The sequence below is a fragment of the Chitinophaga tropicalis genome, assembly GCF_009758205.1.
GTDB classification, from domain to species: Bacteria; Bacteroidota; Bacteroidia; order Chitinophagales; family Chitinophagaceae; genus Chitinophaga; species Chitinophaga tropicalis.
In genome coordinates, this window is the sequence record NZ_WRXN01000014.1 from 111,772 (window position 1) to 136,935 (window position 25,164).

Here is a 25,164-nt window from a genome sequence, read left to right on the forward strand (position 1 = left end):
AAAGATTATGGCAGGATTTACAGTAGCAATCGTAGGGCGCCCCAACGTTGGGAAATCAACCCTTTTTAACCGTTTGCTGGAACAGCGTAAAGCCATTGTGGATGATGTGAGCGGCGTTACGCGCGACCGCCAGTATGGAGTAGCCGACTGGAACGGCAAGACTTTCAACGTAATTGACACCGGTGGTTTTGTATCCAGGAGTGAAGATATATTTGAGCGTGAAATACGCAAACAGGTAAAAATAGCAATGGAAGAAGCTAACCTCCTGTTATTTATGTGCGACGTTGCCACAGGCATCACTGACCTGGATTCAGACATGGCTGATATGCTGCGCCGTTCCTCAAAACCGGTTTTCCTGGTGGTGAACAAAGTAGATAACGCCACCCGTCAGCTGGAAGCTACAGAATTTTACAGCCTGGGGTTTGAGAAAGTATTCTTCATGTCTTCTATGAGCGGCAGTGGTGGCGGAGAACTGCTCGATGAAGTAGCGGCGCTGATACCTGAAGAGGAAGAAGCAGAAAAAGAGACGGAAGAAAGTGTGAAAATCCCCAAGATAGCGATCATTGGTCAGCCTAACGTAGGTAAGTCATCCCTGCTGAATGCGTTGATAGGAGAGGAGAGGAACATAGTTTCCGATATTCCCGGTACAACCCGCGATACCATTCACACACACTATAAAATGTTCCAGAAGGACTTCATACTGATTGATACGGCTGGTATCCGCCGTAAAACAAAAGTACAGGAAGACCTGGAATTTTACTCCGTGATCCGCGCCATCAAAGCGATGGATGAAGCGGATGTATGTCTGCTGCTGCTGGATGCTACCAAAGGCATTACAGGGCAGGACCTCAACATCTTCAGCCTGGCCGGCCGTAAAGGTAAAGGCCTGGTAGTGCTGGTGAATAAGTGGGACCTGATAGAAGATAAGAGCACCAATACAGCCCGTGATTATGAAAAGGAGTTAAAGAGCCGCCTGGCGCCGTTTTCTGATGTGCCTATCATCTTTACTTCCGTAATGGAGAAGCAGCGTATCTTCAAAGCTATAGAAGAAGCCCTGCGCGTGTACGAGAACCGCCAGCGCAAAGTACCTACTTCCAAGCTGAACGAAGTGATGCTCAAGGCAATAGAATCTTATCACCCGCCGGTAGTAAGAGGTATTCCTGTCCGTATCAAGTATGTAACACAGCTGCCAACATTCACACCGGCTTTTGCATTTTTCTGCAACCTCCCGGACGATGTGAAGCAACCGTATAAAAATTATCTTGAAAATCAATTGCGTAGCAACTTCGATTTTGAAGGAGTACCTGTAAAACTGTTTTTCAGAAAGAAATAAAGGTGAATTTTTAATATAGTATTGTTCTATAATTAAAAATAACTATACCTTTGCGCAACTTTTAAAACAAACAAAAGCATGAAAAAATTATTCTTCTTAGCAGCTGCTGCTGGTCTGTTCTTCGTTGCTTGCAACGGTGGTGCATCTACTACAACTACTGATTCTACTGCTACTGAATCTGCTGTAGATACTGCTGCTGCTGCTCCTGCAACAGTTGACACTGCTGCTGCAACAGTTGATACTGCTGCTGCTCAGGTAGCTGATACAGCTGCTGCTCCTGCTGCTGAAGCAAAACACTAATTGTGTTTTGTTAAGAATTATTAGCCGTCCTGTTTTACAGGGCGGTTTTTTGTTTTAATAAAGGGGGCTATAGCCCCCTTTATTTTGAGAAGTGTTTTGTTAAGAGTTATTAGCTGTTCTGATTTATTATATGGCGTTTTTTTGTTTATAATTCACTTAAAGGATATTGAATTCTATTTTTTGTTATTTTTGATCCTTAACTGCCAGTTTTTGCAGTATAAAAAAAATTGTTAACGTGTTTTGTTACCTATGAGAAGAATTGTTTTACCCATTTTATGTGCTGTGTTCATCACACTATTTTTAGTGGCTTGTCAAAAAGAGAGTAATAAAGAAGATCTTCAATCATCAGAGAATTCGATTTCAGTAGCTGATGCTAAAAAGTTTTTTGAAGCGGAGGTATTGCCTATTACTGCAAGGATTAAGAATGCGGTTCATAAACAAGTAGACTGGAATAAGGCTTACTCTCAGATAGCCGGTAAACAATTGGTAGTAATCCCGGTTGATTTTGACAAACCATTCTACGCCAGTAGAGACAATGGAAAGACTAAGTTTGACATGCGTAGAAATACTTTTCTGGTCTTTTACAGAGACTCTTTACAAAAGATCCATGCAGAAGTTGTTTATAAACAGCCGGAAAATATCACTACTGCAAAAAAAACATTTTCGGGTAGTATCCTTATAGAAAGCTGGTCAGGAGAGCTGTTAAAATCTTTTAAGTACGTTGACGGTAAGCGTTATAAGGGAGATGCAGTAAGATTAGCTAGTGGTGATTATATGGCCGCAGATTATGGAAGCCTGACTTATTGCTGGATAACTAATTATTATTATTGTGTATATTATAATGGACAGCAATTAAGTTGTACCAATAGCTATGCCATTCAAACCTGTATCGATTTGACTGGTTCAGCAGAAAATCCAGGAGGAGGTCCTCCTGATGGTCCTGATACAGAAGATAATGCAGACCCGGAGTATGAGGGAGTAGGTGAAAATAATTGGGTGGAATTCAGAGATATTACGAACGGAGTAAATACTCCTTGTTTTTCTGAAGTTGTAGACTCTATAAGCAAAGGGCATTTACAAGCAGCTATTTCTTTAATTTTATTACAGACTTTTAACCAGACAGATTTGATAAATATTTCATTTATCGATTCTCATTATGGTTCTACACAGACAGATGCAACTACAAACGTATCCAGTTCAAATGGAATGGCTAATTATCTGGTTGATCTGAATATCGATGCTTTACAGAATGCTTCGAAAGAATACATTGCGGCGACTATATTTCATGAGATACTACATGCCTATTTCGCAACAAAGAATATTGATCCTGTTCTGGAGCATGATGAAATGGCTCTGTATTACAGAGATCAGATTGCAACTGCTGTAAGATCTCTTTATCCTTCAATAAGTGAAAATGATGCAAATGCACTTGCATATGGTGGCTTGCAGCATACATATACATGGAGTGAATTAGTAAGAACTAATCCATCGGCAGCTAATTCGATAGTCAGCATAAATCAGGCATATAAAAATGGAACATCCGGAGTATCTTGTAATTAATTCAATATGAGAAATATACTTTTATTAATTTTTTTCTATAGTTCACTCTTTTCGGCTAATGCGGCTGTATTTTCGGAAGATTCTACTGAGATAACCCGTTTTCAACGGAGTTTTATAAAGAATTTCTACCTGCCTACTGCAGAGGCCTATACTTGCAAGCCATCAGTGATATCAATTGCGGTGTGTTTTAAAGAAAAAAAAATAGAGAAGATATTGTATTCTGAAAATTGCTCGGCGGCTCTGATTGAAGTCCTTGAGAAGGAACATACAGTATATCAGCAAACTAATTGGGGAAAAATATTTCCTGCTATAAAAGAAGAAAAGGAATATGTTATTGTTCTGCCTATTGTATATTACTTTGATAAGACTTGTGGAACAACTACCCCTATGAATGTATTTGCGGAGCTCTCAAAGGGCCTTATTATACCAGGATTGAAAGATGAAGTTTATATGCTTTCTCCTATAGAGTTTACTATTCGTAAACCAGTATCCTGAGCAGTATCAGTACCGGAAGGAACAATGCTAATTGAAAAAGTGTTTCTTGCTTCTTTTAAGGAAGACAGGAAACACCTTTTCAATAGATAAATATTTCAAATTATTTCAACGGCGTATTATTATTCAACACCTCAATCGCCTTCCTCATCATCTCATCATCTTTATTCAAAGACTGGTAAAACCCTGCATAACTCCATATCTGCCTTGCCAGCAACGCTTTAATCCGGCTTTTGATCTCAGCTTCGTCCCGTGGTTTAATGTTTTCAATACCCCGAATACTATCTTTCGCCGCAAAGCTCTTATAACTGTTATACAACTCATTACTTACCTGGAACTGGTTAGTGAACTGGGTAGGATCTTTATACCGGCTGAAATCTTCCCTGTGTGAATTGTAATACTGGTACGCAAAGTTGCTGAAAGTATTACGGGAGTACATGCCGGTCAGTATATTGGAGAAACGGCTGGTATCGAAAGGTATGAAAATATCGGGAGTGATACCGCCGCCACCATATACTATCCGCCCGCCTGCAGTTTTATAAGGAACAGTATCCAACGGATGTATGCTGTCTTTACTGACAAACTCACCATGATTGAACCTGTTCAGTATATCTTCATCATAAGCCTCTCTGCCATTGGCATAAGACTTCTGTATACTCCTGCCGGAAGGAATATAGTAACGAGCTATTGTCAGTCGCAGGGCGCCGCCATTGCTCAGGTCAAACTGTTCCTGCACCAGCCCCTTACCAAAAGTCCGCCTGCCAATTATAGTACCGCGGTCCCAGTCCTGTACAGCTCCCGCCAGGATCTCACTGGCGCTGGCAGAACCTTCATCTGTCAGGATGGCCAGTTCTCCTTTCTCAAACAATCCTGGTTTCTCGCATTTATAATCTGTACGGGGGTAGCTTTGGCCTTTAGTGTAAAGTATCAGCTTATTGTCATCCAGCAGTTCATCTGCAATACGGGTAGCGGCATCAAGATAACCTCCCGGGTTCTGGCGCAGATCTACAACCAGTTTGGTCATACCTGCCTTTTCCAGTTTGCGGATAGCATCCATAAACTCCTGGTAGGTGGTGCCGGCAAATTTGCTGATCTTGATATAGCCGATCTGCGGAGTGGCCATATAGCTGGCATCTATGCTGTATAAAGGAATATCGCCGCGGATGATCTGGATAGGCAGCATTTTCTGCTTGCGCAGCATAGTTACCTGTACTTTGGAGTTTTTCGGGCCGCGCAGCAGCTTACGGATCTTTTCTGCAGAGATGCCATTGCCTGCTACAAGGGTGTCGTTCACTTTAATGATCTTATCGCCTGACTGTACCCCTGCCGTTTCAGAGGGGCCGCCTGCCACTACAGATATTACATTAACAGTGTCGGCAATGATATTGAATTCCACACCTATGCCCTGGAACCTTCCTTCCAGGTCTTCATTCACTTCCTGCAGGTGGGAGGGAGGAATATATACGGAATGAGGGTCCAGGTGGCTGAGCAGTCCTTCAATAGCTTCCTGCTGGAGGTCAGCTACCTGCAAGGTATCAACGTATTTGAACTTCAGGAGGTCCATCACTTCCTGTAACGGAGCCCGGGCGCCTCTGCTGAATAAAAGCGTTTGCGCCCCTGTGTTAGCTCCCGGCATTTTATGCCCGAGATACATCCCTAAAGCCAGTACTATCGCGAATAAGATGGGCAAAAAAACATTCAGTTTCCTGTTCGACATAATCATGTATTGAAAACAGCTGCAAGGTAGCTTGTAACTTGTAGCTATTTATTTAACTTGTGGCAAAAATAGTATAATAAACCTCAACCTTCAACGGATGTGACATGAAAGTACAGCTAATCGCAGACAGCGGATCCACCAAGGCTGATTGGTGTTTACTGGGGGCCCGGGAAACAGGGCATTACAAGACGCATGGTATCAGTCCCTATTTCCTGGACACACAGCAGATCAGGGAGTTGATCGAGAAGGAGTTGCTACCCCAGCTGCCACCGGATGTGCAGATAGACGAGATCCACTACTATGGTACCGGCTGTTTACAGCGGAAAAGCGTACAGATCGTGGAAAGCGCCCTGAAAGCAGTCTGGCCGGTGTCAGGAATAGAGGTAAAGCATGACCTGATGGGAGCCGCCAGGGCATTATGCGGACGGGAGCCTGGCGTAGCCAGCATCCTGGGTACCGGTTCCAATTCCTGCTTTTATAATGGTACTGAGATAACCAAGAATAATCCCGGGCTGGGTTATGTACTGGGAGACGAAGGCGCCGGCACCCAATTGGGCAAAAAGCTCCTGCAGTATTACCTTTACAACTCCTTTGATGAAGAGCTGAGAGCCCGTTTTGACGCCCAGTATAATACCAGCCACGAAGAAATACTGGAAAATGTATACCGCAAGCCAATGCCTAACCGCTACCTGGCAGGGTTCGCAAAGTTCCTGGGAGAGAACCGGGGCCATTACATGATAGAGAACATACTGGAAGACTGCCTGAACGAATTTTTCTTCAATCATATTTATAAATACAGCGAAAGCTGGACACACCCTTTGCACTTTACCGGGAGCATTGCCTGGAACTTCAGGGATATCCTGAAAGAGTTATGTGAACTGTATGAACTGCAACTGGGGAGGATATTGCATAGTCCGATGGAAGGACTGGTGGCATATCATCAATAATCAAATCCGCAACTAAATGTCTTTTCAGAGAATAACAGAGCAGACGTCACGCTATCGCCACCTGGAGAAAATGAGCGTGCAGGAGGTATTGAGCAACATTAACAAAGAAGATAACAGCGTACCGGCAGCCGTAGAGAAAGTACTGCCGCAGATAGAGAAACTGGTCACCGCCATAACAGATAAAATGCTGGCCGGCGGACGGCTGTTTTACCTGGGAGCAGGCACCAGCGGGCGACTGGGAATTGTGGATGCTTCCGAATGCCCGCCTACTTTCGGGGTACCTCATGGGCTGGTAATAGGATTGATTGCCGGAGGAGACGCCGCTATCCGCAAAGCGGTAGAGTTTGCCGAAGATGACAGGGAACAGGGCTGGAAAGACCTCCAGGAATGTAACATCACAGAAAAGGACGTAGTAGTGGGCATCGCCGCCAGCGGCACCACTCCATATGTAATAGGTGCACTGCACAAGTGCCGCCAGGTAGGTATTGTAACCGGCAGTATCTGCTGTAATCCCGATGCCCCCTTATCTGCCGAAGCAGACTTCCCCATAGAAGTAGTGGTAGGACCGGAATTCATTACCGGCAGCACCCGCATGAAAAGCGGCACTGCCCAGAAACTGGTGCTCAACATGATCTCTACCGCTGTAATGATACAACTGGGCCGCGTAGAGGACAATAAAATGGTGAACATGCAGCTGAGCAATGATAAGCTGGTAGACAGAGGTGTGAAGATGCTGATGGAAAAACTGTCACTGACAGATTATGAGAAGGCAAAAGCTTTGCTGCTCAAGGCCGGTAGCGTGAGAAAGGCTATTGAAGACTATGTATAGTTACGACTTTTTCCAGAAATGCCACGTTTCTATTTTTGGAGTTTTCCCCCGAAATTTGTAGAAACGACATTTCCAGGAACTAGCTTTTAGAGTGACATGCATGATATAGAACCCTTTTATAACTGGCGGCATTTATACACAGCGGAGGATGATGAGCTGTCACCCTTCTACGGCAGGGAATATAGCGAGTTTACCTTTACCAATACAGTGTATAATTACTATGTACACCCTCAGTGGGACGAATTCGGTTCCCGTAACCTTTATCTGAAGATCCTTTTTTCAGATTACCAGTTCAATTTCGCCATCATAGAAGTACTGGGAGAGTGGAATGACTGTATCGAGAATGATATCATGACACTGAAAAGAGATGTGATAGATATCATGATCTCCAACGGTATCAATAAATTTATACTGATCACTGAGAATGTAATGAACTTTCACTCCTCAGACGATTGCTATTATGAAGAGTGGTGGGACGATATCCGTGATGACGGAGGCTGGATAGTAAGCCTCAATATGCCGGAACAGACCAGGCAGGAATTTGAGCGGGCGCATCTGGACCATTATGTACACCTCCTCGATATTGAAAAGTGGCGTACTTATCAGCCACAACATCTATACAACATGGTAGACAACGTTATGATGCGCAGATTAGAATAGTGATATCCAGGTGTTTCATTCCACGGAAAAACAGGGACAAATAGTGGTCTCCCGGCCTTTTAATGTCTCAAAAACTGAGAAATATCATTTGGATTTAATTTTTCCTGCGCTAAATTTGCGCGATATATCGGAAATATCATCATATTTATCTTTTTTATCTTTTAGGAAGCTTAGAATTTTACTTATGAAGTGGTCACAGTTCTTTAATACCTCTATCGGTAAAAAATTATTAGTGGGTGCTACCGGCCTTTTTCTTTGCAGCTTTGTTATAGTGCATCTGGCAGGTAATATTCAGTTACTCTACAACGATGGAGGCGAGGCTTTTAACGTGTATGCCACATTCATGAGCCACAACAGCCTGATCCAGTTTATTGCCTGGGGTCTGAAGGTTGTTATTCTCCTGCATGCGTTTATTGCCTTACAGCTTACATTCAAAAACAGGGCAGCACGTCCGGTAAAGTATGCTATCAATCCCGGTAACCAGACATCTTCCTGGTTTAGCCGCCAGATGGCTATTATGGGGAGTATCCTGCTGGTTTTCCTGATCATTCACCTGAAAGATTTCTGGTGGAGAATGCACTATGGAGAACTGCCTGAAGCTACTTATAAAGGCGAGACTTACAAGGACCTGTACCTGGCTACCAATGAGGCATTCAAGGAATTATGGGTAGTGATCCTATATGTGATAGGCATGATCGGGCTTTCTTTCCACCTGATCCACGGTTTCAAGAGTGCTTTCCAGACCTTCGGTCTCAATCACGTTAAGTACAACGGCCTTATCAATTTTATAGGCGTATGGGTGTTCGGGATCATCATCCCTGTTGGCTTTGCCATCATTCCCTTAGTTATCTATTTCAAATAATCTCAGTAAAGTAAGTATATGTTGAACTCAAAAATTCCTGCCGGTTCATTAAACGATAAATGGGAATATTATAAGGGGCATTGTAAGCTGGTGAACCCGGCTAACAAGCGCAACATGGAGGTGATCATAGTAGGTACCGGTCTGGCAGGGGCTTCTGCCGCTGCATCTTTGGGAGAGTTAGGCTATAAAGTAAAAGCTTTCTGTTTCCAGGACAGTCCGCGCCGTGCGCACAGTATTGCTGCGCAGGGTGGTATCAATGCTGCTAAGAACTACCAGAACGACGGTGACTCAGTGTTCCGTCTGTTCTATGATACTGTAAAAGGTGGCGACTACCGCGCCCGCGAAGCAAACGTGCATCGCCTGGCTGAGGTAAGTGGCAATATTATAGACCAATGCGTGGCACAGGGTGTTCCCTTTGCGCGCGAATATGGCGGATTGCTCAGCAACCGCTCTTTTGGTGGTACACAGGTACAGCGTACCTTTTACGCTGCCGGTCAGACCGGTCAGCAGCTGCTGTTAGGCGCATACTCCGCACTGGAGCGCCAGGTAGCCCTGGGTAACGTGAAAATGTACAACCGCCATGAAATGCTGGACGTAGTGATCGTAGACGGTAAAGCCCGTGGTATCATTGCCCGCGATCTCATTACCGGTAAACTGGAACGTCACTTCGGCCACGCCGTACTGCTCTGCAGCGGTGGTTATGGTAACGTGTTCTACCTGTCTACCAACGCAATGGGCTCTAACGTTACAGCCGCCTGGAAAGCTACCCGCAAAGGCGCTTTCTTCGGCAATCCCTGCTATACGCAGATACACCCTACCTGTATCCCCGTTTCCGGCGATCATCAGTCCAAACTGACACTGATGTCTGAATCACTGCGTAACGACGGACGTATCTGGGTGCCTAAAAAACAGAACGATAACCGCAAACCAGCCGATATCCCTGAAGATGAAAGGGACTATTACCTGGAAAGAAGATATCCTGCCTTCGGTAACCTGGTACCACGTGACGTGGCTTCCCGCGCTGCCAAGGAAAGATGCGACGCCGGCTACGGCGTAGGCAGCTCCAGGCAGGCAGTATACCTGGATTATGCCGCAGCAATAGAACGTTATGGTAAGATCGAAGCCGGTAAAAGGCAGATCGCTAACCCTGACGCAGAAACTGTTCGCAAACTGGGTAAAGAAGTAGTAGCCGAGAAATACGGTAACCTCTTCGATATGTACGCCAAGATCACCGGCGAAAACCCATATGAAGTGCCCATGAGGATATATCCTGCAGTACACTATACCATGGGCGGTCTCTGGGTGGATTATGAACTGATGACCTCCATCACCGGCCTGTATGCACTGGGTGAAGCTAACTTCTCTGATCACGGCGCTAACCGCCTGGGTGCTTCGGCGCTCATGCAGGGCCTGGCAGACGGTTACTTCGTTATTCCTTACACCCTGGGTAACTACCTGGCAGACGATATCCGCACCAAAGCTATCTCTACAGACCATCCTGCTTTCGTTGAAGCAGAGAAGAATGTACAGGATACTATCAATAAACTGATGAGCATCAAGGGTACTAAATCTGTAGACCACTTCCACAAGAAACTGGGTAAGATCATGTGGGATAAATGCGGTATGGCCCGTAACGAAGCCGGTCTGAAAGAAGCCATCAAAGAAATCCAGCAGCTGCGCGCTGAATTCTGGAAAGATGTACGCATTCCGGGTGAAGCCAACGAGTTCAACCCCGAACTGGAAAAAGCCGGTCGTGTGGCTGACTTCCTGGAACTGGGTGAGCTGATGTGCGTAGATGCCCTGAACCGCCGTGAATCCTGTGGTGGCCACTTCCGTGAAGAATCACAGACCGAAGATGGTGAAGCACAACGCGATGACGAAAACTTTAGCTACGTAGCTGCATGGGAATATAAAGGTGAGAGCCAGTTCGAGCTGCATAAAGAAATGCTGGAATTTGTTGAATGTAAACCAACACAGCGTAGCTACAAATAATATTCAAGAACAATAATAGTCCAACTGATATGGAACATTATAATATGAATCTCACACTGAAAGTGTGGAGACAAAAAAATAAAGACGCTCAGGGAAATTTTGAAACTTACCAGGTGCCCGGCATTTCCTCCGAAATGTCATTCCTGGAAATGTTTGACGTGCTGAACGAGCGCCTGATCAATGAAGGTAAAGATCCGATAGCGTTTGACCACGATTGCCGCGAAGGTATCTGCGGTATGTGTTCCATGCATATTAACGGTCGTGCACATGGCCCATGGCAGGGTACTACTACCTGTCAGCTGCACATGCGTGCGTTCAAAGACGGTGATACCATCACCGTTGAACCCTGGAGAGCCGGTTCTTTCCCTGTTGTGAGAGACCTGACCGTAGACAGGGGCGCATTTGACCGTATCATAGAAGCTGGTGGTTTCGTTTCTGTAAATACTGGCAACGCCCAGGACGCTAACAGCATCCTGATCCCGAAAGATAAAGCTGATGAGGCTTTCGCAGCAGCAGCATGTATCGGTTGCGGCGCCTGCGTAGCGGCTTGTAAGAACTCTTCTGCTATGCTCTTCGTTTCTGCTAAAGTTTCCCAGCTGGCATTACTGCCTCAGGGACAGCCTGAAAAGAAAACAAGGGTACTGAATATGCTGGCTCAGATGGATAAGGAAGGTTTTGGTAGCTGTACCAATACCGGCGCCTGTGAAGCTGAATGTCCGAAAGAGATCTCTCTGACAAATATTGCACGTCTGAACCGTGAGTTTATCGCTGCCGGTTTTACGTACGAGAAATAATTATCTGGCTGGCCACAGGCTAGCTAAACATCACTAAAAAGAGGGTTTTGCCGAAGGCAAAACCCTCTTTTTTTAGAGCAATTGCCGCTCTTTATTTTTTTGTATCTTGTTTACAAACCCATCTACGTTATGTCCAATCACTCCAGAAGAAAATTCCTCCGTAACCTGGGAGGTACAACCGCAGCTATATTGGGAGCAGGTCCCCTCGCTGCAATGAGCATGGAACATGCACACATCCTTCAACCCGTTACCCGCATCTCTGCCAACGATAAGATCCGCATTGGCTGTATAGGCATGGGCATTATGGGCTTTGGCGATGTACAGACCGCCCTGAAAGTACCCGGTGTGGAATTCGTAGCCGCTGCAGACCTTTACGACGGTCACCTGGCCAAAGTAAAAGAAGTTTACGGCAATAATATCTTCACCACGCGCGATTACCGGGAACTGCTCAACAGGAAAGATATAGATGCCGTGATAGTAGCCACACCTGACCACTGGCATGATACTATCTCTATAGACGCCATGGAAAAAGGCAAGGCCGTGTACTGTGAAAAGCCTATGGTACAGCAGATAGCAGAAGGGCATAAGGTAATAGCCACTCAGCAACGGACCAAAGCCGTATTCCAGGTAGGGAGCCAGCGTGTAAGCAGCGTTTCCCTGGCAGAAGCCCGCAAACGTTACCTGGCAGGAGAGATAGGCCGGCTCAACGTTGTTGAGGCCCGTATGGACCGCCACGATGCCCTGGGCGCATGGCAATACTCCATACCTCCTGATGCCTCCCCGCAAACACTTGATTTTGATGCCTTCCTGAAAGATACTGCCAAAGTCCCCTTCGATCCCGTACGTTTCTTCCGCTGGCGCAACTACAGGGCCTATGGTACCGGTATTCCGGGAGATCTGTTCGTACACCTGATATCCGGCCTGCATTTTATTACCGGCTCTCTCGGACCGGAACGCGTTTATGCCAGTGGTAACCTGGTACAATGGAAAGATGGAAGGGATGTACCCGATGTAGTGGTAGCCATTTTCGATTACCCTGAAACCAAACAGCATCCGGCTTTTCAGATGACCTTACGCGTCAACTTCGCAGATGGCAGCGGGGGAGGGGAATATACCCGCCTCATTGGTACAGAAGGTGTGATGGAACTGGGATGGGAAGACTTCCGTATCAAAAAGCACCGGCTGCCGGAAGCACCAGGCTATGGAGGATGGGATACCTACAACACCTTCACCAAAGACATGCAGGAAACATTTGTAAAGCAATACAACGCAAAATATACGGATGAACAAAGAAAGCCTGCACAGGTATCAGAGAATAGTTACAGGGCTCCGCAGGGTTATGATTCCCGGCTGGACCATTTCATCAATTTCTTTGAATCCATGCGTAGTGGCAAACCCGTTGTGGAAGATGCTTCCTTCGGATTGCGTGCAGCCGGTCCGGCGCTGCTTACCAACGAAAGCTATTTCCGCCGGGAACCGCTTAAATGGGATGCAGAAAAAATGCAGATTGTCTAACAGGATAACATTACATTCGTAGCATCAATTTGTCACCTATGAGAAGAGCCGCTGCATTTTGCATAATGTTGTCAGGCATGGGCCTGTTTGCCTGTAAGGAAAATAATAAGAAGATGCCGGAAGAAGTTATATCAACAATAAAACCACCCGTTGCGGAACAGATAGATACCGCAATGACCATTCACGGAGATACCAGGATAGATAAGTACTATTGGATGAACGACAGGAACGATCCGCGTGTCATCAGTTACCTGAAAGCAGAAAACGCTTACCTGGACACCATTATGAAGCCGTTTGCCAAACTACGGCAAAAGCTGTACGACGAAATGCGCGGCCGTATCATGGAAACAGATGCAAGCGTACCTTATCTCAAAGAAGGATACTATTACTACACCCGTTATACGCAGGGAAAGGAGTACCCGGTGTACTGCCGCAAGAAAGGCAGCCTGGAAGCTACTGAAGAGATCATCCTGGATGTGAATGTACTGGCTCTGGGGCATGACTATTACCAGGTAGGCGGCCTTACAGTAAGCCCTGACGGTCTGTGGCTGGCTTATGGTGTTGATACGGTAAGCCGCCGTAAATACACTATCTATATCAAAAACCTGCAAACAGGAGAACTGTTGCCGGAAACCATAGCCGAAACTTCCGGTAGCGTAGCATGGGCAAGTGATAATAAGACCTTCTTCTATACGGTGAAAAATCCCGTAACACTCAGGGAAGAACGTATTAAACGCCATACGGCAGGTACGGATGCCGCGAAAGACAAAGATATCTTTACAGAGAAGGATGAAACCTATACTACCAGGACCTACCGCAGCAAATCCGGTAAGTTCATCATGATAGAAAGCAGCAGTACTTTATCTTCCGAGTTCCGCGTACTGGATGCGTCTAAACCTGATGATGCTTTCCGCGTTTTCCAGCCCAGGCAGAAAGACATGCTCTACGATATAGATCACCAGGATAACCAGTTCTACATCGTTACCAACTGGGAAGCGGTGAACTTCCGCCTTATGCAATGCCCACAGGATAAAACAGAGCGGAGTAACTGGAAAGAGGTCATCCCTCACCGTACAGATGTGCTGCTGCAGGGCATAGAATTGTTCCGCGAACACCTGGTGCTCAGTGAAAGGAAGAACGGGCTGACACAGCTGCGTGTTATCAATACCCGCACAAAGGCAGATCACTATCTGCATTTTGAAGAACCTGCTTATGTAGCGTCTATCTCCGTAAATCCTGAATTTGATACAAAAACGCTGCGTTACACCTACGCTTCCATGACAACTCCCGTATCCACGTATGATTATGACATGGATGCAAAAACAAATGAACTGCGTAAAAGGCAGGAAGTGCTGGGAGGTTATGATCCGAAGGATTATGTAACAGAAAGACTGTACGTTACAGCAAGGGACGGCGTGAAAGTACCTGTTTCCATAGTATATAAAAAAGGTTTTGAGAAGAACGGTAAAAAGCCGCTGTTACTGTATGGCTATGGCTCTTATGGTTTCAGTGTGGAACCCGGTTTCAACAGTAACCGTCTCAGTCTGCTGGACAGGGGCTTTGCCTATGCAATAGCTCATATCAGGGGTGGTGAGGAAATGGGAAGGCAATGGTATGAAGATGGAAAGCTGTTCAAAAAGATGAACACTTTTACTGACTTCATTGATTGTGCTGATTACCTGGTAGCGCAGCATTATACTGACAGCTCTCACCTGTATGCTATGGGTGGCAGCGCTGGCGGATTGCTTATGGGCGCGGTAGTGAATATGCGTCCGGGATTATGGAAAGGCGTAGTGGCTGCGGTACCTTTTGTAGATGTGCTGACCACCATGCTGGATGAAAGTATCCCTTTGACCACGGGAGAATTTGATGAGTGGGGCAATCCAAAGAACAAGGATTCTTATGAGTACATGAAGCAATACTCCCCGTACGATAATGTAAAAGCGCATGCCTATCCGAACATGCTTGTTACTACCGGCCTGCACGATTCACAGGTACAGTACTGGGAGCCGGCAAAATGGGTGGCTAAACTGCGTGAGCTGAAAACAGATAAGAATTTACTGCTGCTGCATACCAATATGGAAGCAGGCCATGGCGGGGCTTCCGGCAGGTTTAAGCCGCTGGAAGACGTTGCTTTGCAATATGCGTTCCTGTTAGGACTTGAAGAGAAATAATTACTGGCCGCAGGCCAAATGCCTTCATTCAAAAAAGCGGTAGGCTAAATCTTTTTCTTAAAATATAGTCGGCCGCAGGCCAAATCCCCCCATAAAAAAAATGAGTTTTGCCGAAGGCAAAACTCATTTTTTTTGCAAATTTTACATCTCATGTTCCAGGTACTCAGTTTTCACTGTCTCCCCAAAAAATATCTGCGTCAGCTTCTCAAAGATCAGCGGATCATCAGTAGTAAAAAATTTCCTCCTTCCCCCCTTACTCAATCTCACCTCCATTTCCGGATGCCTTTGCAGGTAATCCTTCAAACTATGAGCCACTATCTTTCCCTGGGATAATAATGTGATTCCTCCAGGCAGGAACTGCCGGATCTTCCTTGTCAGGATAGGATAGTGTGTACACGCCAGCACCAGGGTATCTATATCCGGTGCACCCGCCAGTATCTGGTCAAGATATTTCTTTACAAAATAATCCGCTCCTTCGCTGTCAGCCTCGTTGTTCTCTATCAACGGTACCCACATAGGACAAGCCAGTTGATGCACATTTACATGAGGGAAGAACTTTTTGATCTCTATCGGGTAGGATTGTGAGCTGACAGTACCTTGGGTGGCCAGTATTCCTACTTCGCCTGTTTGTGTGAGCGTTCCCACCATTTCTGTGGTAGGACGTATCACTCCCAGTACTCTGCGGTCCGGCGCTATATGCGGCAGGTCTTTCTGTTGTATGGTACGCAGGGCTTTGGCAGACGCGGTATTGCAGGCAAGTATTACCAGGGGGCAGCCCATGCTGAAGAGATGCTGTACACATTCCAGCGTGTAGGCATGTATGGTTTCAAACCCCCGGTTGCCATACGGTGCACGGGCATTATCGCCCAGGTAGATATAATCATATTCAGGTAATGCTGCTATGATCTCTTTCAGTACGGTCAGTCCGCCATACCCTGAATCAAATACACCTATTGGTCCTGTCATTTTTCTTTCTTTTTCATCAGTCCTTTTCCTGTCAGGTCGTATATCTCCTGTATGTTGTGCAGTACGCCTTCAAAATCTATGTTCAGGTCTATCAGGTTTCCTGAGTAAAGATCGTATACCCATCCATGTACGGTAGGGTAGTGGTTCTCATAATAAGATTGCTGTACGGCCGCTGTTTTGATCACGTTCACGCATTGTTCCTGTACGTTCAGTTCTACCAGCCGGTTGAAACGGGCATGATCATCTTCTATCGCGTCCAGTTCCACTCTGTGCAGGCGGTATACGTCGCGTATATTACGCAGCCAGGGATTGAGTATGCCCAGGTCTGCTGCCTGCATGGCCGCTTTTACGCCTCCGCAATTGTAATGGCCGCAAACGATGATGTGTTTCACCTGCAGGTGTCTTACTGCGTAGTTGATAGTAGACATCACGTTGAGGTCAATGTTATTCACCAGGTTGGCCACGTTGCGGTGTACAAACACCTCGCCTGCATCCAGTCCCATGATCTCGTTGGTGGGTACCCTGCTGTCACTGCATCCTATGTACAGGTAATCCGGGTTTTGTTCCTTAGCCAGTTTTTTGAAGAAGTCTGTATCGCCTGCCGTTTTCTGAGCAACCCAAAGACGGTTGTTCTCGAAGATTTCATTGTACTTGGTCATGTAATGCAGTTTTGAGTGAGTGAAGATGGTGGTAAAGATATGAAATAGAGTTTTTAATCGGCAGACAGTCTCATACGATAGGCATTCATCGCTGCTTTGCCCAGTTTTTCCGTGAGCCGGTGATTCACTACGGCACCTACGGCGGCGCCTATAACAGGCATGAGCTGAAGCAGTTTGGCCAGGTCCAGGTAGTCCCGGTATTCCTGCTGGAAATTCCGCCAGTCAAAAGCATGTATATCGTCAGGCAATTCCCGGCTGTATTGCTGCCAGTTGGCAATGACGGGATATATTTTATTCCGCGATTCCTGTGCAGAAAAAGTGATCTGGAAGATGTAGAGAATGAAGATGCGTTCCTTGTAATTGTTCACGTCATATCCGTACAGGGCGGCAATATCAAACAGCATTTTCATTTTGATGGCCAGGAAAAGGGGAAAGTCTGCCAGTCCCAGGAGAATACCTCCCGCCCCGGTCAGGGCGCCTTCGGTAGCGGCAGTGGTCTTGTAGAAGCTGATCCTGGCCCTTACTTTTTCTTCCAGGAGCAGGATATCGCTCTCCCGCAGGGGGGAGGGTGCTGTAAAGCCCGCTCCGGTTATAACGGCGCGGGTCATTTGTTTAATGGCGGTGGTCAGGGCATTATGGACCTTTTCGGGGATCACTTTGTTGATCCGCTGCTGTACCTTGCGCGCCAGCCTGCCCGGAAGGCCTGGCCCCCGTTGCATGGCTTTCTGCCAGGTACGCAGCTCTTTGTTCATTTTTTCCTTATAAATGTCCATATGATAGGAATTCTTGCAAAGAATAAACCACAAACAGGAAAACCCCAAACATTTCGTAACTTTGCGCCTTAAATTTCTTTAGCCAGCATGATCAGTGTTAAAAACGTATCGCTTTCTTTCGGGAAAAGAGTGTTGTTCGATGAAGTTAACCTCAATTTTACAAAAGGTAACTGTTATGGGGTAATAGGCGCCAATGGGGCCGGTAAGACAACTTTCATGAAAATTCTGTCAGGTGAGATCGAACCCTCCAAAGGGTCTGTAGAGATCACTCCTGGCGAGCGTATGAGCGTGTTGAAACAGAACCATTTCGAATTTGACGAGGTCACCGTTCTGAATACCGTTCTGATGGGTAATAAGAAGCTCTGGGAGATTGCTCACGAAAGGGATGCTATCTATGCCAAAGCTGACTTTACCGAAGAAGACGGTATGCGTGCAGGTGAACTGGAGGCTGAATACGGCGAAATGGGCGGTTATACCGCTGAAAGCGATGCCGGTGTGCTGCTGGGCGATCTTGGCGTGTCTGAGGAAACTCACAGCATGCTGATGAAAGACCTGAGCGGTAACCTCAAGGTACGTGTACTGCTGGCTCAGGCATTGTTCGGTAACCCGGACATCCTGCTGCTGGATGAGCCCACCAACCACCTGGACGTTGAAACCATCGGGTGGCTGGAAAACTTCCTGGCTGATTATGAGAACATTGTGATAGTGGTATCGCACGACCGTCACTTCCTGGATGCTGTTTGTACCCATGTGGCGGATGTAGACCGCGCCAAAATACAGATCTTCTCCGGTAACTATAGCTTCTGGTACGAGTCTTCCCAGCTGATGGCCCGCCAGATAGCAGATAAGAACAAGAAGATGGAAGATAAACGTAAGGACCTGCTGGACTTCATTGCCCGCTTCAGTGCCAACGCTTCCAAAAGTAAACAGGCTACTTCCCGTAAAAAAGCACTGGAAAAACTGGTTATCGAAGATATCCAGCCTTCCAACCGTAAATATCCTGGTATCATCTTCAAGCAGCAGCGTGAAGTAGGCAACCAGATCCTGAATGTGGAAAAGCTGGAGAAATCTATCGAAGGCAATACTCTGTTCAGTAATGTGACTTTCACTGTAAATAAGGGTGATAAGATTGCTTTCCTGTCTAAAGATCATATAGCCCTCACTACTTTCTTCGAGATCATTAACGGAGAGCAGCAGGCTGATGGTGGTAAATATGAGTGGGGAACTACCGTTACCTCAGCTTATCTGCCTAACGATAACGCCAAATTTTTCACAGATCCTTCCCTGAACCTGATGGACTGGCTGCGCCAGTTCGTGCCTCCGCACGTAACAGATGTGGATGAGCCTTTCCTGCGCGGTTTCCTGGGTAAAATGCTGTTCAGCGGCGATGAGATCATGAAGAAGACCAGTGTGCTGAGCGGTGGTGAGAAAGTACGTTGTATGACCAGCCGTATGATGCTGCAAGACCCTAACGTGGTTGTGCTGGACGAGCCTACCAACCACCTTGACCTGGAATCTATCCAGTCTTTCAACGAAAGCATGATCAACTTCAAGGGGATCGTGATGTTCACTACGCATGACCATACTTTTATGCAGTCTGTAGCTAACCGTATCATAGAGATTACGCCAAGGGGGATTATTGACAGGCTCTCTACATTTGATGAGTACCTGGAAGATGAAAGGGTGAAGGCGCTGAGAGAAGAGATGTATGGAGAGAAAGTCGCTATTTCTTAAGCATATTATTTAAATTTTTAGCCGGGCGCAGACCCAAAAAGAGAGGGTGCATCAGAACGATGCACCCTTTGCAATAATTGTATATGTCCCCTGAAAGGAGTCCTGCAGTGGCAGGAAACTCTATTAACTTTGATACAGATAGTTTTTGATGACCTCCATTTTGGAAGGGTCCAGCGGTTTGGTGATGTAAGCCATCAGCTCGGGTGTACGCTGTACCTTCTGCATATCCCGCATATCAAGTGAAGACGAGCACATGATAATAGGTATCTGGTGATGCAGGGAATGTTTAATATCACGGTAAGCCTCAATAAAATCCCATCCGTTCATCCTTTGCATATTCATATCCAGTATGATCAGCGAGGGCAAACCCATTTTCACACGTTGCAGGTGCTCCAGTGCATCTTCTGCACAAAGGAACGAAGTAACTTCCAGGTTTTCACCCTGTTGTTCAAGCATTTTTTTCAGGATGAAATGAAATATTTCATCGTCGTCAACAACATACACTTGCTTAGAGCTTTCCGCCATAACTGATACCTGTATTTATCCTGTTAGTTTTCCTAACGTTTACAATCTGCAAAGGGTGTAACCTGGTCGCTGCAAGTAAGAGGCATTTCCCCGTTTTCACATGATATTACCTGCAAATAAACACTAATTAATTATATTTTTATATATGACTTTTTCTCAATAACTAATTGTTAACAAATTGACACCGCAATTGTCACCTGTTGCATATTAACAGGAGTCCTAACATACAGGCAAAAAAAATCCCAAATTCCTTATCCGTGGCGGATATGGAATTTGGGACCCGGTATTCCGGAGGCAGTTTTTCCTAGAACAGGCCGCCTTTCTTCAGGGTTACTTTACCCTGACCTATTTTGTAACCGTCATGGTAGATCTCAACACCATAATCGCCGGGTTTGAAATCAGAATTCTGTTTCCAGTCCATGCTAACGGTCTGTTTCTGGCCGGTAGCATAGTTAACGGTTTTCTTTGCAGTATATAATTTCTCGGTACCATCTTCCAGGGTGAAACGACCAGAGCCCAGCGCTTCAACAGCCAGGGGAGAACCGTCAGGAGAAGTGATGGAAACGTAGAGTTCTTTATCACCGGTAGTAGCAATGCGGTTTTCGTCCAGGTCAAAGGTAACGCGCATCATATCTGCACGTTTAGCTTTGGTAGTTTCTACTTCCTTCCCGTTCTTTTTCACATTGATAGGCAGCAGGTGAATATTGGAGGCATGCAATACAGAACCAAGACTTACTTTCTTGTTGAGGCTGTCACGCTGAACGCCTATTTCATCCCTTTCTTTACGGGCAAAGTCACGTTCGCCGGTCAGGATGATCTTTTCGCCTTCCAGGCGCTCAATAGTCTGCTGATAGCCTTCGATGTTACCTTTCAGGGTTTCGATCAGACGGCGTGCTTCAGCCAGTTCTGCTGTAGTAGCATTTTTATTTTTCAGGATGCTGGCAATCCTGGATTTCATATCCTGGATCTCTTTATCTTTCGTTTTAACCAGGCTGTCCATACGGCTGTTCTGGGAGATCAGATCGTCCAGACGTGCATTGGCAGCATTGTACTCCTGCTGTAATGCGTCACGTGATGTAGAAATAGAATCTATCTGAACATCTTTTTGAGCAATCTGGTCAGTCGTTTTATTTTTGTCATACAACATATAAATCCAGGTGCCGGCTAAAGCTGCAATCAGAATACCATATATAAGTCCGTTGCGGCTTCTTGGTTTTTCGGACCCGGAGGACCCAGAAGCTGGCGTGTTGAATGTGTTCTCAGTCATAGTCGTTTTTTGTGTTTTTATAGTTTAATTGTATATGGTTAAAACTAGGTATGCAAATGTAACTGTAAAAAAGACTTTATTATAAAAAAATATAAACTGTTTATACTCGTGCTACCACATCTTTCATTGGATCAGTTATTACTGTTGGACATAGAGACTACACCTGCCTTTGAAGCATTTGATAAACTACCTGACACCATGCAATTGCTCTGGCAGGACAAAATTGCAAAAACTGCGCCAGAATCAGGGAACTGGGCAGACGCATACGCAGACAGGGCAGGACTTTATGCCGAATTCGGCAAGATCATATGTATTTCCGTGGGATTCTTTCATGCAGAAGGCGGTCGTTATCAATTACGTATGAAATCATTTTATAATGACGATGAAAAGGTTGTATTGAGTGGTTTTTTAGAATTGATAAATAAATTCCATATAAAAAATCCAAGATTCCAGTTTGCAGGACATAATATCAGGGAATTTGATATTCCTTTTATTTGCAGGCGATCTGTTATTCATCAGCTATCTTTGCCCGTGCCTTTACAGCTGCATGGACTGAAACCCTGGGAGGTCCCCATGCTGGATACCATGCATTTGTGGCGTTTCGGGGAAATGAAGAACTATACGTCCCTGAAACTGCTGACCGCCGTGCTGGGTATTCCCACGCCCAAAGACGATATCGACGGTGGTATGGTAGGAAAGGTCTACTGGCAGGATAAAGACCTGGAAAGGATCGTAAATTACTGTCAGAAAGATGTGGTGGCCGTGGGCCAGCTGCTCATGCGTTTCAAGGGAGTACCCCCGCTGGAAACAGAAGATGTGGTTTTTATAAAACAATAAAGAATGGATTATCAGGATATTATAAAAGAATGGAAACAGAAGAAATTTCGCTCTTTGTACTGGCTGGAAGGAGAAGAGGACTTTTTTATTGACCAGGTAAGCAATTATGCGGAACATCACCTGCTGGACGAGGCAGAGAAAGGATTTAATCTGACCATCCTGTATGGTAAGGATACCGACTGGAGCACGGTCATAAATGCCTGCCGCCGTTATCCCATGTTTGCCGAAAGACAGGTAGTGGTGCTGAAAGAGGCTCAGTCCATGAAAGATATCCTGAAACTGGAAGCTTATATTGAAAACCCGCTGTCTTCCACCATATTTGTTGTAGCCCATAAACAGGGGAAACTGGATGGCCGCAGTAAAATGGCCAAACTGGTAAAGGAAAAAGGAGTGCTGCTAAGCACCAAAAAGATGTACGACAATCAGCTGCCTGCCTGGGTAGATGCCTATGTAAGCAGCCTGGGAAGGGCCATCACCCAGAAAGCAGGTATCCTGCTGGTAGATCATATCGGGAATGACCTGGCCCGTATGGCCAATGAAGTGGATAAGCTCCTGGTGAACCTGCCGGAAGGTAAAAAAATAGACGAGAACGATATTGAAAAATATGTAGGCATCAGCAAGGAATACAATGTGTTTGAGTTGCAGAATGCCCTGGGACAGAAAGATATAGAGAAAGTAATGCGCATCATCCGTTACTTTGCCGCCAACCCCAAAGCGGGCCCTATTCAGATGGTACTGCCTGCCCTGTATAACTTCTTCAGTAAAATGAATATGGTGTTCGGTGTGAAAGGTGGTGAAAAAGAGATTGCCGCCGCCCTGGGGGTGCATCCCTTCTTTGTGAAGGATTATATGGCCGCTGCCCGCCAGTATGGCCCCGAAGGGGCTGAAAAAGCTATCCTGCTCCTGCACAGCTATAACCTGCGCAGTATAGGTATCAATGACAGCGGGGTGGAAGATGGTGAGTTAATGAAGGAACTTGTCTATAAGATGATGTATTAGGCCTGTAACACGCTCCTGGCTATCAGGCTGTCCTTATCCATCTGTGAAATAAGGGCTTCTATATTGTCAAATTTCTGGTTGGCGCGGATATAGCTGATCATTTCCACCCTCAGCAGCTGGTTATAGATATCTCCGCTGAAATCAAAGATATGCGCTTCCACGCGCAGATCACTCCCGTTAAAGGTAGGACGAGTGCCTATGCTCATTACGCCGTTCAGGGCCTTTCCCTGTCTGTCTATCTGTACCCGGATGGCATAAATGCCTTCTGCCGGGATCAGTTTCCGGGAGTCGGTCAGTTCAATATTGGCAGTAGGATACCCCAGTTTACGGCCCATCTTATCACCGTGTATCACCTTCCCCTCTATAAAATAACGGTATCCCAGCAGCTCATTGGCCAGGTCTGTATTACCTTCCAGCAGGCTTTTCCTGATCTTGGTAGAACTGACTGCCAGGTCATGCACCACCTGCTGAGGTATTTCCACCAGCTGAAAACCATAACGGTTCTGTTCTGCTTCCAGCAGTTCCAGTCCGCCTTCGCGGTTGTGTCCGAAACGGTGGTCATAGCCAATGATAATAGTATGCGGATTAAAGGTCCTGATAAGGAAGTCTTCCAGGTAAGCCCTGGCAGAAAGTTCAGAGAACTCACGGGTGAATGGCACTATCACCAGGTGATCTATGCCTTGTGCGGCGAGCAGGGCTATCTTTTCATCAAGGGTGGTCAGCAGCTTTATGGGAGGGCCGCCTGGTTGTAATACCTCCCTGGGATGAGGATCGAAGGTAATGATCACAGTCTCTCCGTCACACGCTGCCGCCGTTTGCTGCAATTGCCCGATGATATGACGGTGCCCGCTGTGAACGCCGTCAAAAGTACCGATAGTTATAACCGCCCGCCTCAAAGCTGGCAAATGGGTGAGGTCCCTGTGTATCTGCATAAAATGCTGTAATCGATCAAAATCCTATGCAAATTACAACATTTCGATACTTTTGCAGCAGATTGTTCATTATTAAAATTACCTGGTGGATCAGAATATCTACGCGCAGCGCGGCGTTTCAGCCGGCAAAGAGGATGTACATAATGCTATAAAGCATATTGACAAAGGCTTGTTTCCGAAAGCGTTCTGTAAAATAATACCAGATATCCTGGGCGGCCAGGAAGATTACTGCAATATCATGCACGCAGACGGTGCCGGCACCAAATCTTCACTGGCTTATACTTACTGGAAAGAAACAGGTGACCTGGATGTATGGAGAGGCATTGCACAGGATGCCATCATCATGAACATCGATGACCTGCTCTGCGTAGGAGCTACAGAAAATATCCTCCTGTCTTCCACTATAGGCCGTAACAAACAACTGGTGCCGGGAGAAGTGATAGCCGCCATCATCAACGGTACAGAAGAGATACTGGAAGAGCTGAGAGGCCATGGTATCAGCATCTACTCCACCGGCGGGGAAACCGCTGATGTGGGAGACCTGGTACGCACCATCATCGTAGATTCTACCGTTACCTGCCGCATGAAAAGGGCAGAAGTGATCTCCAATCATACCATACAGGCCGGAGATGTGATAGTAGGTCTGGCTTCCTACGGACAGGCAACTTACGAGAAATCCTATAACGGCGGTATGGGCAGCAACGGTCTGACCTCAGCCCGCCATGATGTATTCAATAAACAGGTAGCAGAGAAATATCCCGAAAGCTTTGACCCGGGCATTCCTTACAACCTGGTATTCAGTGGTAAGAAATCTCTTACCGATAAAGTGGAAATTCCCGGTTTTGGCCCTGTTGATGCAGGCAGGCTGGTATTATCACCTACACGTACCTACGCCCCCGTTATCAGGCAGGTGCTGGAAGCATACCGTTCACAGATCCACGGACTGGTACATTGCAGCGGAGGCGCCCAGACCAAAGTCCTGCACTTCATCGATAACCTGCACGTTATCAAGGACAACCTGTTTCCCGTTCCCCCATTATTCAGCCTGATACAGGAACAATCCGGCACCGGCTGGAAGGAAATGTACCAGGTGTTCAATATGGGGCACCGTATGGAGCTTTATGTTCCTGAAGCTATAGCAGCAGATATCATTAAGATCAGTAAGAGCTTTAATATAGACGCGCAGATAGTGGGCAGGGTAGAGCCGGCCGCGGCAAAACAGGTAACAGTGCGCAGTGAAAATGGAGAGTTTGTATATAACTAAAATTAGTTACACAGCGTTTTAGTCTGGTCTTAT

At 46.1% G+C, this 25,164-nt stretch carries 23 protein-coding genes; 16 read left to right on the forward strand and 7 right to left on the reverse strand.

From position 1 onward, the window contains the following. The first annotated feature begins 7 nt into the window (after positions 1-7). From der to GO493_RS25080, 4 genes are all read left to right on the forward strand, one after another. Positions 8-1,333, forward strand: a complete 1,326-nt coding sequence (der, locus tag GO493_RS25065; RefSeq protein WP_157308978.1) for a ribosome biogenesis GTPase Der — start codon at positions 8-10, stop codon at positions 1,331-1,333. 78 nt (positions 1,334-1,411) lie between these two features. After that, complete coding sequence (locus tag GO493_RS25070) at positions 1,412-1,633, forward strand: hypothetical protein (RefSeq protein ID WP_157308979.1); 222 nt, start codon at positions 1,412-1,414, stop codon at positions 1,631-1,633. 249 nt (positions 1,634-1,882) lie between these two features. Beyond that, entirely contained in the window at positions 1,883-3,193 is a 1,311-nt protein-coding gene (locus GO493_RS25075) for a hypothetical protein (RefSeq protein WP_157308980.1), read from the forward strand. Between the two features lie 6 nt (positions 3,194-3,199). Then, positions 3,200-3,688, forward strand: a complete 489-nt coding sequence (locus GO493_RS25080; protein ID WP_157308981.1) for a hypothetical protein — start codon at positions 3,200-3,202, stop codon at positions 3,686-3,688. A gap of 100 nt (positions 3,689-3,788) precedes the next feature. Here the strand turns inward: GO493_RS25080 and GO493_RS25085 are convergent, their stop codons facing one another. Then, positions 3,789-5,402, reverse strand: coding sequence for a S41 family peptidase (locus tag GO493_RS25085; RefSeq protein WP_232539053.1), 1,614 nt, complete (start codon positions 5,400-5,402; stop codon positions 3,789-3,791). A gap of 104 nt (positions 5,403-5,506) precedes the next feature. Here GO493_RS25085 and GO493_RS25090 point away from each other — a divergent pair, with 104 nt between their 5' ends. From GO493_RS25090 to GO493_RS25125, 8 genes are all read left to right on the forward strand, one after another. Then, positions 5,507-6,349, forward strand: coding sequence for an N-acetylglucosamine kinase (locus GO493_RS25090; protein WP_157308983.1), 843 nt, complete (start codon positions 5,507-5,509; stop codon positions 6,347-6,349). A 16-nt stretch (positions 6,350-6,365) separates the two neighbouring features. Then, a complete protein-coding gene (gene murQ / locus GO493_RS25095; protein ID WP_157308984.1) occupies positions 6,366-7,178 on the forward strand; it encodes an N-acetylmuramic acid 6-phosphate etherase in 813 nt (270 codons plus the stop codon). 96 nt (positions 7,179-7,274) lie between these two features. Continuing rightward, positions 7,275-7,838 (forward strand): hypothetical protein, encoded by a 564-nt coding sequence (locus GO493_RS25100; RefSeq protein WP_157308985.1) that lies wholly within the window; start codon positions 7,275-7,277, stop codon positions 7,836-7,838. 184 nt (positions 7,839-8,022) lie between these two features. Continuing rightward, complete coding sequence (locus tag GO493_RS25105) at positions 8,023-8,700, forward strand: succinate dehydrogenase cytochrome b subunit (protein WP_157308986.1); 678 nt, start codon at positions 8,023-8,025, stop codon at positions 8,698-8,700. Positions 8,701-8,718: 18 nt separating this feature from the next. Then, positions 8,719-10,692 carry a fumarate reductase/succinate dehydrogenase flavoprotein subunit gene (locus GO493_RS25110; protein ID WP_157308987.1) on the forward strand — a complete coding sequence of 658 codons (1,974 nt, stop codon included), beginning with the start codon at positions 8,719-8,721 and terminating at the stop codon, positions 10,690-10,692. A 29-nt stretch (positions 10,693-10,721) separates the two neighbouring features. Continuing rightward, on the forward strand, positions 10,722-11,486 hold the full coding sequence (locus tag GO493_RS25115; RefSeq protein ID WP_157308988.1) for a succinate dehydrogenase/fumarate reductase iron-sulfur subunit: 765 nt from the start codon (positions 10,722-10,724) through the stop codon (positions 11,484-11,486). 129 nt (positions 11,487-11,615) lie between these two features. Then, the gene (locus GO493_RS25120) at positions 11,616-13,001 is read left to right on the forward strand and encodes a Gfo/Idh/MocA family protein (protein WP_157308989.1); all 1,386 of its coding nucleotides are present in this window, start codon (positions 11,616-11,618) and stop codon (positions 12,999-13,001) included. Between the two features lie 38 nt (positions 13,002-13,039). Next, entirely contained in the window at positions 13,040-15,175 is a 2,136-nt protein-coding gene (locus GO493_RS25125) for a S9 family peptidase (RefSeq protein ID WP_157308990.1), read from the forward strand. Between the two features lie 141 nt (positions 15,176-15,316). Here the strand turns inward: GO493_RS25125 and murI are convergent, their stop codons facing one another. Genes murI through GO493_RS25140 form a run of 3 tightly spaced genes read right to left on the reverse strand, consistent with a single transcriptional unit; the run spans position 15,317 to position 17,573 of the window. Then, positions 15,317-16,141 (reverse strand): glutamate racemase, encoded by an 825-nt coding sequence (gene murI, locus GO493_RS25130; protein WP_157308991.1) that lies wholly within the window; start codon positions 16,139-16,141, stop codon positions 15,317-15,319. Then, the gene (locus tag GO493_RS25135; RefSeq protein WP_157308992.1) at positions 16,138-16,800 is read right to left on the reverse strand and encodes a carbonic anhydrase; all 663 of its coding nucleotides are present in this window, start codon (positions 16,798-16,800) and stop codon (positions 16,138-16,140) included. Before GO493_RS25135 ends, murI begins: the two co-directional genes overlap by 4 nt. 53 nt (positions 16,801-16,853) lie before the next feature. Then, positions 16,854-17,573, reverse strand: coding sequence for an EcsC family protein (locus GO493_RS25140; RefSeq protein WP_157308993.1), 720 nt, complete (start codon positions 17,571-17,573; stop codon positions 16,854-16,856). Positions 17,574-17,660: 87 nt separating this feature from the next. On the opposite strand from GO493_RS25140, the gene GO493_RS25145 reads away from it, so the two are divergent. Continuing rightward, on the forward strand, positions 17,661-19,307 hold the full coding sequence (locus GO493_RS25145; protein WP_157308994.1) for an ABC-F family ATP-binding cassette domain-containing protein: 1,647 nt from the start codon (positions 17,661-17,663) through the stop codon (positions 19,305-19,307). A gap of 123 nt (positions 19,308-19,430) precedes the next feature. Here GO493_RS25145 and GO493_RS25150 read toward each other — a convergent pair whose 3' ends face one another. Together GO493_RS25150 and GO493_RS25155 are read right to left on the reverse strand one after the other, a co-directional pair. Continuing rightward, positions 19,431-19,832, reverse strand: coding sequence for a response regulator (locus GO493_RS25150; protein WP_157308995.1), 402 nt, complete (start codon positions 19,830-19,832; stop codon positions 19,431-19,433). 304 nt (positions 19,833-20,136) lie between these two features. Next, a complete protein-coding gene (locus tag GO493_RS25155) occupies positions 20,137-21,099 on the reverse strand; it encodes a coiled-coil domain-containing protein (protein ID WP_157308996.1) in 963 nt (320 codons plus the stop codon). A gap of 108 nt (positions 21,100-21,207) precedes the next feature. Between GO493_RS25155 and GO493_RS25160 the strand changes: the two genes are divergently transcribed. Both GO493_RS25160 and holA read left to right on the forward strand, forming a co-directional pair. After that, positions 21,208-21,936 carry a ribonuclease H-like domain-containing protein gene (locus tag GO493_RS25160; RefSeq protein WP_317165467.1) on the forward strand — a complete coding sequence of 243 codons (729 nt, stop codon included), beginning with the start codon at positions 21,208-21,210 and terminating at the stop codon, positions 21,934-21,936. 3 nt (positions 21,937-21,939) lie between these two features. Further along, entirely contained in the window at positions 21,940-22,935 is a 996-nt protein-coding gene (holA, locus tag GO493_RS25165) for a DNA polymerase III subunit delta (protein ID WP_157308997.1), read from the forward strand. Here the strand turns inward: holA and GO493_RS25170 are convergent. Then, positions 22,932-23,867 carry a bifunctional riboflavin kinase/FAD synthetase gene (locus GO493_RS25170; RefSeq protein ID WP_157308998.1) on the reverse strand — a complete coding sequence of 312 codons (936 nt, stop codon included), beginning with the start codon at positions 23,865-23,867 and terminating at the stop codon, positions 22,932-22,934. The two genes, holA and GO493_RS25170, sit on opposite strands and share 4 nt — an antisense overlap. Before the next feature lie 85 nt (positions 23,868-23,952). Here GO493_RS25170 and GO493_RS25175 point away from each other — a divergent pair, with 85 nt between their 5' ends. Continuing rightward, on the forward strand, positions 23,953-25,131 hold the full coding sequence (locus GO493_RS25175) for an AIR synthase related protein (protein WP_317165468.1): 1,179 nt from the start codon (positions 23,953-23,955) through the stop codon (positions 25,129-25,131). Positions 25,132-25,164 lie beyond the last annotated feature (33 nt).

Excerpts from the sequence above, each read along its gene's own strand:
- der (WP_157308978.1), top strand. The coding sequence starts at position 8 with ATGGCAGGATTTACAGTAGCAATCGTAGGGCGCCCCAACGTTGGGAAA.
- GO493_RS25070 (WP_157308979.1), top strand. The coding sequence starts at position 1,412 with ATGAAAAAATTATTCTTCTTAGCAGCTGCTGCTGGTCTGTTCTTCGTT.
- GO493_RS25075 (WP_157308980.1), top strand. The coding sequence starts at position 1,883 with ATGAGAAGAATTGTTTTACCCATTTTATGTGCTGTGTTCATCACACTA.
- GO493_RS25080 (WP_157308981.1), top strand. The coding sequence starts at position 3,200 with ATGAGAAATATACTTTTATTAATTTTTTTCTATAGTTCACTCTTTTCG.
- GO493_RS25085 (WP_232539053.1), bottom strand. The coding sequence starts at position 5,402 with ATGTCGAACAGGAAACTGAATGTTTTTTTGCCCATCTTATTCGCGATA.
- GO493_RS25090 (WP_157308983.1), top strand. The coding sequence starts at position 5,507 with ATGAAAGTACAGCTAATCGCAGACAGCGGATCCACCAAGGCTGATTGG.
- murQ (WP_157308984.1), top strand. The coding sequence starts at position 6,366 with ATGTCTTTTCAGAGAATAACAGAGCAGACGTCACGCTATCGCCACCTG.
- GO493_RS25100 (WP_157308985.1), top strand. The coding sequence starts at position 7,275 with ATGCATGATATAGAACCCTTTTATAACTGGCGGCATTTATACACAGCG.
- GO493_RS25105 (WP_157308986.1), top strand. The coding sequence starts at position 8,023 with ATGAAGTGGTCACAGTTCTTTAATACCTCTATCGGTAAAAAATTATTA.
- GO493_RS25110 (WP_157308987.1), top strand. The coding sequence starts at position 8,719 with ATGTTGAACTCAAAAATTCCTGCCGGTTCATTAAACGATAAATGGGAA.
- GO493_RS25115 (WP_157308988.1), top strand. The coding sequence starts at position 10,722 with ATGGAACATTATAATATGAATCTCACACTGAAAGTGTGGAGACAAAAA.
- GO493_RS25120 (WP_157308989.1), top strand. The coding sequence starts at position 11,616 with ATGTCCAATCACTCCAGAAGAAAATTCCTCCGTAACCTGGGAGGTACA.
- GO493_RS25125 (WP_157308990.1), top strand. The coding sequence starts at position 13,040 with ATGAGAAGAGCCGCTGCATTTTGCATAATGTTGTCAGGCATGGGCCTG.
- murI (WP_157308991.1), bottom strand. The coding sequence starts at position 16,141 with ATGACAGGACCAATAGGTGTATTTGATTCAGGGTATGGCGGACTGACC.
- GO493_RS25135 (WP_157308992.1), bottom strand. The coding sequence starts at position 16,800 with ATGACCAAGTACAATGAAATCTTCGAGAACAACCGTCTTTGGGTTGCT.
- GO493_RS25140 (WP_157308993.1), bottom strand. The coding sequence starts at position 17,573 with ATGGACATTTATAAGGAAAAAATGAACAAAGAGCTGCGTACCTGGCAG.
- GO493_RS25145 (WP_157308994.1), top strand. The coding sequence starts at position 17,661 with ATGATCAGTGTTAAAAACGTATCGCTTTCTTTCGGGAAAAGAGTGTTG.
- GO493_RS25150 (WP_157308995.1), bottom strand. The coding sequence starts at position 19,832 with ATGGCGGAAAGCTCTAAGCAAGTGTATGTTGTTGACGACGATGAAATA.
- GO493_RS25155 (WP_157308996.1), bottom strand. The coding sequence starts at position 21,099 with ATGACTGAGAACACATTCAACACGCCAGCTTCTGGGTCCTCCGGGTCC.
- holA (WP_157308997.1), top strand. The coding sequence starts at position 21,940 with ATGGATTATCAGGATATTATAAAAGAATGGAAACAGAAGAAATTTCGC.
- GO493_RS25170 (WP_157308998.1), bottom strand. The coding sequence starts at position 23,867 with ATGCAGATACACAGGGACCTCACCCATTTGCCAGCTTTGAGGCGGGCG.